A 9456-nucleotide genomic window follows, 5' to 3' on the forward strand; every position below is an offset into this window, starting at 1 on the left:
CGGGCGCGGGAAGGTCGCCGGCCCGTGGCACGAGCGGGGCGGCGGCGACGTCGTCGGCGAGCAGTTCGACGGTGCCGAGGCCGCAGGCGTGGTCCAGGCGCGGCAGGGCGGCGGCGAGCGCGACGCCCGCCGCGATCCCGACGGAGGTGTCGAGGGCGCTGGAGACGACGGCGGGCAACCCGACGTCGGCGACGATCCGCAGCGCGGCGCGCACCCCGCCGAGCGGGGCGACCTTGACGACGATGACGTCGGCGGCCTCGCGGCGGGCGACCTCCAGGGGGTCGTCCGCCCGGCGGATCGACTCGTCGGCGGCGACCGGCACGTCGACCCCGTGCCGCGCGAGGTCGACGCGTAACTGGGCGAGTTCGGCCACCGTGCGGCAGGGCTGCTCGGCGTACTCGAGGTCGTAGGGGGCCAGGGCGGTCAACGCCTCACGGGCCTGCGAGACGGCCCAGGCCCCGTTCGCGTCGACCCGCAGGTGGGCGCCCGGCGCGAGGTCGCGCACCGCGGCGACGCGGGCGAGGTCGTCGTCGAGGCCCTGGCCCGTCTCCGCGACCTTGATCTTGACCGTGTCGCAGCCGTCGTACCGGCGAAGCACCTCCGCGACCTGGTTCGGGCCGACCGCCGGGACGGTGGCGTTGACGGGCACGCGGTCGCGGACCGGCGCCGGGTGACCCACCCAGGCCGCCTCGAGCGCGGCGGCGAGCCAGCGGGCCGCCTCGGTGTCGGCGTACTCGGCGAAGGGGGCGAACTCGCCCCAGCCGGCCGGGCCGCGCAGCAGCACCGCCTCCCGGCTCGTCACGCCGCGAAAACGCACGCGCAGCGGCACGGTGACGACGTGAGCGTTCGCGAGAATCTCTTCGATCTGGGGAAACTGCATGCGGATCAAACGGTTTCGCCGTCGAGTGGACCGAGCAGGGTGCGCGTGGGGTCGTCCAGCGCCACCCGGATGCGCTCGGCGAAGTGCGCGGGCATGTCGGGCAGTTCGTCCAGCGGCCACCAACGGGCCTCGAGGTTCTCGTCGTCGCCGACCTCGGGCTCCCCCTCGACGTAGCGCAGCCGGAAGCAGTGGTCGAGGTAGCGGGCCTGGTCGCCGTTGACGTGCGTCATGAGGTCGGTGGCGTGCACCCACACGAGGCTCTCGACGCGGGCCGTCACGCGGGCCTCCTCCCACACCTCCCGCGCCGCGGCCTCGTGCGGGTTCTCGCCGGGGTCGACGATGCCGGTGACCGGGCTCCACACGTCGACGTCGGCGCGGCGCACGAGCAGCACCTGCGGGCCGGAGTCGGTCTCGCGCAACACGACTGCCGTGCAACCGATGAGCCACAGCGGTGCGTGGCCGACATGCCGGCGCAGCTCGACGATGAATTCGGGGATCGGCATGAACCCCAGGCTACGAGCGGGTGCGTGGGCTCACGCGGGAGGCGTCAGGTCGGCGTCGGTGTCGACCATGACGAGGGTGAGGCGGCACGGTGAGTCCGCGACGAGGGCGTGCCGGGCGCCGGGCGCGAGGTAGATGACGTCGCCGGGGCCCATCGCGTGCTCGGTGCCCTCGACGGTGAAGCGCATCGAACCCTCGACGAGCTGGCACGTGACGGCGCGCGGGGAGGTGTGTTCGGTGAGCAGCTCGCCCGCGTCGAAGGTGAACTGCACGACGCGCAGCAGCGGGTTGTCGACGAGCACCCGCGAGGTGGTCGACTCCTGCACGACCGGCAGCGCGTGCGCGAGGTCGAGGTGGGCGGACGAGTTCTCCAGCGGGGTGCGGGCCATGGCGTGCTCCTGACGTCGACGAGGTGAATATGCAAGATAAGTTCCGTGTCAACCCGAGTCTACCGGCGGTGGGCCGGGCCGCGGGCGCCTCGGGCGGGCCGTACGCTGCCGGGCATGACGGCTTCATCCTCGCCCTTCGACCCCGCGGCGTGGCGGCCGGTCGAGGGATTCGACCTCACCGACATCATGTATCACCGCTGCGTGCTGCCGGGCCCGGTGCCCGGTCGCACGCTCGGCGCGGTGCGCATCGCCTTCGACCGGCCGGAGGTGCTCAACGCCTTCCGGCCGCACACGGTCGACGAGCTGTACCGGGCGCTCGACCACGCCCGGATGACCCCGGATGTCGGCGTCGTCTTCCTCACCGGCAACGGCCCGGGCCCCGAGGGCACCGGCGCCGCCGGCAAGTGGTCGTTCTGCTCCGGCGGTGACCAGCGGATCCGCGGGCGGTCGGGATACCAGTACGCCAGCGGCGAGGCCACCGCCTCCGGAGACGAGACGGCGAGCAGCGTCGACGAGGCACGGGTCAAGGCCGAGGGCGGGCGGCTGCACATCCTCGAGGTGCAGCGGCTCATCCGCACGATGCCCAAGGTCGTCATCGCCCTCGTCGGAGGCTGGGCGGCCGGGGGCGGGCACAGCCTGCACGTCGTCTCCGACCTGACGATCGCCTCCCGCGAGCACGCGCGCTTCAAGCAGACCGACGCCGACGTGGGCTCCTTCGACGCGGGCTACGGCAGCGCCTATCTCGCGCGGATGGTCGGACAGAAGTTCGCCCGCGAGATCTTCTTCCTCGGGCGCACGTACTCCGCCGACGACATGCATCGGATGGGCGCGGTGAACATCGTCGCCGAGCACGCGGAGCTGGAGTCGACCGGTCTGCAGGTGGCCCGCGAGATCCTCGGCAAGAGCCCCCAGGCGCAGCGCATGCTGAAGTTCGCGTTCAACCTCGTCGACGACGGGCTGATGGGCCAGCAGGTCTTCGCCGGCGAAGCCACCCGCCTGGCCTACATGACCGACGAGGCCGTCGAGGGCCGCGACCAGTTCCTCCAGAAGCGCGACCCCGACTGGTCCCCGTTCCCCTGGTACTTCTGAGCCCCGGACGGCGTTGGTCGCTCTGCTGAACGGGCGCCATTTCGCGCGCCTGGCAGAGCGCCCGGGCCGCCTGTCCACAGCCCCTCTTCCCGTACGGCGCTCCTCCACAGGGTGCCAATCCGCATAGCGGAAGCCGGACGGGTTCGGCCAGGCTGCCTGGCATGAACAGCAACCCCCACGAAGGCCAGGCAGATCGACAGGTCACGCGGCGGCGACTCTCGCGCTCCGAGCGCACCCGTCGCGCCCTGGCCGTGGCCGAGGATCACGACGGCGTGGCGCATCGCAGCGACCTGCGCGCCGCCCAGGTGACCCGGGCCGACGTCCGCACCGAAGTGGCGGCGGGTCGGTGGCAGGTGGTCGGGCGGCACACCGTGCGCATTCGCCCACCACGAGAGGACCGGGCGCGCCTGTGGATCGCCGTCTGGGAGAGTGGCGCCGGTGCCCGACTCGACGGCGCGGCCGCTCTGCTCGCCGCGGGCATGACGGGATTCGCTTCCGACACCATCGACGTCAGCGTCCCACCTCGCAATCGAGCCCACCCGGTGGAGGGCGTTCGGCTGCATCGCCGCCGCTCCCCCGGTCCGATCACCGGAGCCGGTGTCCCTCGCGTGCGTCCCGAGCTCGCCGCTCTCAACGCGGCGATGTGGGCCGTGAGCGATCGCCAGGCGGCCCTGCTCATCTGCCTGGCGGTGCAACAACGGCTGGTGCCCCGCGATCGGCTGCTGGCGGCGTCGGCGTCCCTGTCACGGGGGCGGTCGGGCTTCGTGCGCACCATCGTGGAGGACGTCTGCGACGGTGCGCACTCGCTGGGTGAACTCGACGTCGCGCAACTGTGCGCCGACCGAGGCCTGCCACGTCCGACGCGGCAGAGTGTTCGCCGGCTGCCCGGAGGCCGCGCCTACCTGGACCTGGCATGGGAGGATCACGGGCTGGTCGTGGAGGTGGACGGCGGTCATCACGCGCGAGCTTTGACTCCCGTGGACGACGCACTGCGCCAAAACGAGGTGACCATCGCCGGCGAACGCGTCCTGCGCATCCCTTTGGTGGGCTTGCGGATCGACCCCGACGCATTCCTGGATCAGCTGGAGCGCGCGCTGCGGTGCGCGATCGCAGCCTAGGCACGCGCTTTGCTCTGCTGAACGGGCGCTATTTCGCGCGTTCAGCAGAGCCGAACTGTCAGATCAGCGTGCCTCCTACTGGGCGGCGGCCTGGATGGCGGTGAGGGCGATGGTGTACTCGATGTCCTCGACGAGGGCGCCGCGGGAGAGGTCGTTGACGGGGGCGGCGATGCCCTGCAGCATCGGGCCGACCGAGATGACCGAGGCGGAGCGCTGCACGGCCTTGTAGGTCGTGTTCCCGGTGTTGAGGTCGGGGAAGATGAAGACGTTCGCGTTGCCCGCGACCGGCGAGTTCGGTGCCTTCGACTTGGCGACGGAGGCGGTGGTCGCGGCGTCGTACTGCAGCGGTCCGTCGACGAGGATGTCGGGGCGCAACTGCTTGACCAGCTCGGTCGCCTCGGCCACCTTCTGCACGTCCGCGCCCGCCCCCGAGGAGCCGGTGGAGAACGAGATCATCGCCACGCGCGGCTCGATCCCGAACGCCTTGGCGGAGTCGGCGCTCTGGATGGCGATGTCGGCGAGCTCCTCGGCGTTGGGGTCGGGATTGATCGCGCAGTCGCCGTAGACGACGACCTCGTCGGGCAGACCCATGAAGAAGACCGAGCTGACGAGCTTGGCGCCGGGCTTGGTGCCGAGGATCTGCAGCGCGGGGCGAACCGTGTTCGCCGTCGTGTGGACGGCACCGCTGACGAGCCCGTCGACCTCGCCCAGGTGCACCATCATCGTGCCGAGCACGACGGTGTCCTGCAGGGCGTCCATGGCGATGTGCTCGGTCATGCCCTTGTGCTTGCGCCGCTCGACGAGCGGCCCCACGTAGCGAGGCAGCGCCTCGGCCGGGTCGATGATCTCGATGCCTTCCGGCAGCGTCAGCCCCAGGCCGGCGGCGGCCTGCTCGACCTCGGCGGGCGGGGCGATGAGCACGCAGCGCGCCACGCCCTTCTCCGCGCAGCTCACCGCGGCCTGCGCCGTGCGCGGCTCGGAGCCCTCGGGCAGCACGATCCGCTTGTTCGCGCGCCGCGAGCGCAGCGTCAGCTCGCGCCGGAACGCCGCCGGCGACAGGCGCCGCGAGCTCGAGCCCTCCTGCAGCGTCGAGAGCCACGTCTCGTCGAGGTTGTCGGCGGCCAGCTGCATGACGAGCCGGGTGCGCGGCTCGTCGTCGACCGCGATGCCGGTGTTCATGTGGATGACGCGGTCGGCGGTGTTGAACGTCTGGCCCTGCGCGAGCAGCACCGGCAGCCCGGTCGCGAACGCCGGAGCGCACATGTTCATGAGTACCGGGTCCGGCCGCAGCCCCGCGGTGAGCAGAATGCCCGCGAGGCGGGTGCCGTTCATCACCGCGAGCGCGGTCGCCAACAGCACGTCGTGCCGGTCGCCCGGCACGACGACCAGGCGACCCTCGGTGAGCACCGACAGGCTGCCGAGCACGCTCTGGGCCATGATCGCGTTCTCGCGGACGCGCCGGTCGAGGTCGCCCTCGTTGATGACCGTCAGATCGAGTTCGCGCTGCATGTCCCGCACCCGCGGCCACGTCACATCGATCAGGAAGGGGACGGCACCGACCAGCCGGATCCCCTGGGCGCTCAGGGCCTGTCGGTAATCCTCCACCGACGGTCCGGAACCGTCGGTGGGCACCCGGGTGAGCACGGCCCCGATGACCCGGCTGATCTCCCCGCCGACCCGGTAGCTGGACTCCGCGCCGGCCATCATCGAGGCGACCTGCTCGACGCTGAGCCCGTGCGCCGAGCCCACGAGCACGACCTCCGCGTCGAGCGACTTGGCGAGCGCGATGTTGATGCGGCCCGAGTACGTGTGCTCGTCGGTCGGCACCAGCCCCTCGATGACCACGACGTCGTGGCCGGTGAGCTCCTCCTCGCCGTGGTTGAGCACCCGCTCCATGAGGTCGTCGTCGTGCCCGCGCGCGAACGCGTGCTCGGTGTCCTCGCTGGAGATCGGCTCCGGCGGGCGCAGATCGGTGACGAGCCGGACGAGGTCGGTGGTGTGGTCCAGGTGCCCGTGGGTGTTCTGGGCCAGCGGCTTGAGATACCCCACGTCGACCCCGCGCTCGTCGAGGGCGTGGATGAGCCCGAGGCAGGTGGAACTCAGGCCCGAGTCGTGGCTCGTGGGAGCCAGCAGGATTCGACGCGTCATGACGGCTGTTGCCTTCCGGATCGGCGGATCAAGGTTTCTTCGGCGCGACGCTGCGCCCGCGGCGGGCCGGGGAGCACGGGGGCACGCTGGGCGTACCCGGCTCCTGTCGACCCGTCGAGTTCATGGGGCGTCAGCGGGTGAGCGCCGCCGCGTCGCGGGCGATGACGAGCTCCTCGTCCGTGGGCACGACGAGCGCCACCGGGGTTCCGGGTTCGTCAGTGGCCACCGTGATCTGACCGCCGACCCCGCCGACGCAGCGCTGATTGGCGTGCGGGTCGAGCCGCAGCCCCAGGTGCGTCAGGTGCCCCAGGGTCGCGATCCGGACCGTGCGGCTGTTCTCGCCGATGCCGCCCGTGAACACGACCGCGTCGAGCCCCTCCAGCGGCACCGTCAGCGAGGCGATGTACTTCGCGAGCCGGTAGGCGAAGACCTCGATCGCCAACTGCGCCTTCTGGTCGCCGCTGTCGGCCGCCTCGTCGAGCGTGCGCATGTCGTTGCTGATGCCGGACAGGCCCAGCAGCCCGCTGCGCTTGTTGAGGTCGTCGGTGATCGCCGACACGTCGGCGCCGGTGCGGTCGTGGATGTAGCCGAGCACGCCGGGGTCGACGTCGCCGGAGCGAGTGCCCATGACCAGCCCCTCGAGCGGAGTCAGCCCCATCGAGGTGTCGAGGCTGCGCCCGCCCCGAACGGCCGCCAGCGACGAGCCGTTGCCGAGGTGCGCGGTGATGAGCCGCAGGCCCGGGTCTGCGTTGCGGCCGAGCTCCTGCGCGGCGCGGGCCGCGACATAACGGTGCGAGGTTCCGTGGAAGCCATAGCGGCGCACGCCGTACTCGTTGGCCCACTCCGTCGGCACCGCATAGCGGTACGCGTACGACGGCATCGTCTGGTGGAAGGCGGTGTCGAAGACGCCGACGTGCGGCACGTCCGGCAGCACGTGCTGAGCGGCCTCGACGCCGGCGATGTTCGCCGGATTGTGCAGCGGAGCCAGCGGGATGCACGCGCGTACCGCGGCCATCGCCGTGTCGTCGAGTATGACGGACGCGGCGAACGCCTCGCCGCCGTGCACGATCCGGTGACCCACGGCCACGAGGTCGACCGAGTGCTCCTGCGCCCACGACTCGATGACCTCGAGCACCGCCGCGAGCACTCCGCGGTGGTCGTTCTCGGCGCCGAGCTTGAGGGCACTGGCCGCGCCGAGGGCACCGTCGGTGCCGACGAATTTGATCGTCGCGGCGACGTCGGGGGTCCCCACGCGCTCGGCCAGACCGGTCACCATGCGGCTCCCGTTCTCGGGATCGATGACCGCGAACTTCAAAGAGGAACTACCGCAGTTGAGGACGAGAACCGCCGTGGTCACCGCGCGAGCCTTTCGACGTATGGAAAGCAGGATTGCCGTCGGGCGCCACCGAGACCGGCCACCGCCCGACTACGAGGCTAGCGGCTTGCGCAGCCTCCATGGGGTGGGCCGATCGACCCGTCCACACCCGACCCGGGCCGCCATCAGGGCAGGTCAGAGCTGGAGCGGCCCGGATGCGACCGGGGCGCATTGCGGGCGGATCACCAGGTCAGGGCACCCCGCGAGCGGTATGCGCTGTGCGCAATGACCGGCAGATTCCGTGCAATCATTTGTTGCATTGCGCAACCTACTGTCCGCGGGTCGGATACTTTGACTTCAGGCCGGGCTCAGGAGGCCGTTACCATACAGAGACCAACCCGCGCACACCACCCGTCCGGACAGCAGCGTCCCGGCGTCCCTCGGGCCTCGCCGAACCACCGGCAGCCTCTGTTCTTCCTGGGTGCTCCTCCGGGGCGCGGACCGACGTCGAAAGAGTTGCCGATGGCCACCGTCACCCGCGCCGCCGATCCCGGTCGGCGATCGTCGCACGCCTCGCCGACCGCGTCGGCCGTGCGACGGGCAGCGACGGCCGTGCCGGCACCCACGCCGGCGGTGACCGCCCGCGCGGTCCCCCGCCTCGACTGGGTGGACATGTCGCGCGGGGTCGCGGTCGTCGCCGTCGTGCTGTTCCACGCGAGCATCGGCCACTACTACGGCATGACCCACTCCGAGCCAGGCGTCGTCGCCTGGTGGGACCGCGTCAACCAGATCATCACGACGGTGCGCATGCCGTTGCTGTTCACGATCTCGGGCATGCTTGCCGCCGGCAAGATCCGCCGCGGCTTCCGCGGTGGGCGCGCCATTGAGGCGGCCGTCACCAACTACTACCTCTACGCGGTCTGGCTGCTGGCGTTCGGCCTCATGCTGCTGCTCGCCGGAGAGCGCACGGTCCCCTTCGAGGTCGACGCGCTGAGCACCTACCTGCGCGAGTTCTACCTGCCGAACAGCCCGCTCTGGTACGTCTTCGCGCTCGCCGTCTACATCGTCGGGTTCACCGCGCTGCGGCGCGTACATGCCGGCCTCGTGCTCGGAGGGCTGCTGGCCGTGCACCTGGTGAGCACCCAGCTGTTCACGCTAGAGAGCCCGCTGTGGACCCGCGTCCTGTCGTTCGCGATCTACTTCGGCTTCGGCGTCTACGGCGGGCGCATCATGCGGCAGTTCGCCGCGCGGCCGATCTTCGCGGCCCTCGCCGCCGGCGGCGCTTACCTCGCCTACCAGCACCTGGGCATGACCCGGCTCATGTCCCTGTCGACACCCTCGCTGCCCGACGCGATGTCGGTGCTGGCCCTGTACGTGTTCTCGGGGCTGGCGATGATCGGCGCCACCGGCATGCTCGCGCGCGTCGGCGCTTACGCCGCCGTGGGACGCTTCGTCGGCCGCCACACGCTGGGCATCTACGTGCTGCACATCCCGGTCATCGTCGTCATCGACCTCGGCGCGTTCGGGCCGTTCGGGCTCCTGCGCGACCTCGTCGCGACGACCCCGTGGGTCGACGTGCTCTACCCGATGATCATCACGCTGATCATCGTGCCCATCTGCATCGGGCTCCAGATGCTGGCCCCGAAGATCGGGCTGCGCTTTCTCTTCGAGATGCCCGCCCCGATTCGCGACACCGTCGAGTCGATACGCGTGCATCTCGGCGAGCGCCGCCCCGTCGCCGCCCTCGAAGAGGCCCGCAAGGGCAACGCCTGAGGCCCACGCCCGTTACCCCGCACAGTCCCGGTCGCGGCCGGACCGTCTCCGGCCGACCCGGCCACGCGACCGCCTCGCCCTCGGACACCTACGCTGACCGGTCATGTCGTCGAATCCGCGGGCGTTGCCCATCGGTCCGGACCCGCGCGCCGCCCTGCCCGCGCTGCGGGCCATGCTCGACGGAGCCGGGCCGCTGCTGCTCCCCCACGCGCCCGACGCTGCGCCGCGGCTCGGGCACGGGGG

Annotated in this window: 8 protein-coding genes; 3 read left to right on the forward strand and 5 right to left on the reverse strand. The window is 71.4% G+C overall.

The annotated features are described in order from the left end of the window. From PINTE_RS18585 to PINTE_RS18595, 3 genes are all read right to left on the reverse strand, one after another. The coding region (locus PINTE_RS18585; protein WP_068433715.1) for an o-succinylbenzoate synthase at positions 1 to 880 on the reverse strand (880 nt) is incomplete at its 3' end. 5 nt (positions 881 to 885) lie between these two features. Beyond that, a complete protein-coding gene (locus tag PINTE_RS18590) occupies positions 886 to 1383 on the reverse strand; it encodes an NUDIX hydrolase (protein ID WP_068433717.1) in 498 nt (165 codons plus the stop codon). Between the two features lie 30 nt (positions 1384 to 1413). Further along, positions 1414 to 1770, reverse strand: coding sequence for a cupin domain-containing protein (locus PINTE_RS18595; RefSeq protein WP_068433719.1), 357 nt, complete (start codon positions 1768 to 1770; stop codon positions 1414 to 1416). Between the two features lie 114 nt (positions 1771 to 1884). Here PINTE_RS18595 and PINTE_RS18600 point away from each other — a divergent pair, with 114 nt between their 5' ends. Then, a complete protein-coding gene (locus PINTE_RS18600; protein ID WP_068433721.1) occupies positions 1885 to 2859 on the forward strand; it encodes a 1,4-dihydroxy-2-naphthoyl-CoA synthase in 975 nt (324 codons plus the stop codon). A gap of 251 nt (positions 2860 to 3110) precedes the next feature. Next, entirely contained in the window at positions 3111 to 3977 is an 867-nt protein-coding gene (locus PINTE_RS18605) for a putative endonuclease domain-containing protein (RefSeq protein WP_245643053.1), read from the forward strand. A gap of 75 nt (positions 3978 to 4052) precedes the next feature. Here the strand turns inward: PINTE_RS18605 and pta are convergent, their stop codons facing one another. Together pta and PINTE_RS18615 are read right to left on the reverse strand one after the other, a co-directional pair. Beyond that, positions 4053 to 6125 carry a phosphate acetyltransferase gene (pta, locus tag PINTE_RS18610; protein ID WP_068433724.1) on the reverse strand — a complete coding sequence of 691 codons (2073 nt, stop codon included), beginning with the start codon at positions 6123 to 6125 and terminating at the stop codon, positions 4053 to 4055. 130 nt (positions 6126 to 6255) lie between these two features. Beyond that, positions 6256 to 7482, reverse strand: a complete 1227-nt coding sequence (locus PINTE_RS18615; RefSeq protein WP_068433726.1) for an acetate kinase — start codon at positions 7480 to 7482, stop codon at positions 6256 to 6258. A 480-nt stretch (positions 7483 to 7962) separates the two neighbouring features. On the opposite strand from PINTE_RS18615, the gene PINTE_RS18620 reads away from it, so the two are divergent. Beyond that, on the forward strand, positions 7963 to 9213 hold the full coding sequence (locus tag PINTE_RS18620) for an acyltransferase family protein (protein WP_068433728.1): 1251 nt from the start codon (positions 7963 to 7965) through the stop codon (positions 9211 to 9213). Positions 9214 to 9456: the final 243 nt, after the last annotated feature.

The organism is Piscicoccus intestinalis NBRC 104926 (assembly GCF_001515525.1).
Taxonomy (GTDB): Bacteria; Actinomycetota; Actinomycetes; order Actinomycetales; family Dermatophilaceae; genus Kineosphaera; species Kineosphaera intestinalis.

Excerpts from the sequence above, each read along its gene's own strand:
- PINTE_RS18590 (WP_068433717.1), bottom strand. The coding sequence starts at position 1,383 with ATGCCGATCCCCGAATTCATCGTCGAGCTGCGCCGGCATGTCGGCCAC.
- PINTE_RS18595 (WP_068433719.1), bottom strand. The coding sequence starts at position 1,770 with ATGGCCCGCACCCCGCTGGAGAACTCGTCCGCCCACCTCGACCTCGCG.
- PINTE_RS18600 (WP_068433721.1), top strand. The coding sequence starts at position 1,885 with ATGACGGCTTCATCCTCGCCCTTCGACCCCGCGGCGTGGCGGCCGGTC.
- pta (WP_068433724.1), bottom strand. The coding sequence starts at position 6,125 with ATGACGCGTCGAATCCTGCTGGCTCCCACGAGCCACGACTCGGGCCTG.
- PINTE_RS18620 (WP_068433728.1), top strand. The coding sequence starts at position 7,963 with ATGGCCACCGTCACCCGCGCCGCCGATCCCGGTCGGCGATCGTCGCAC.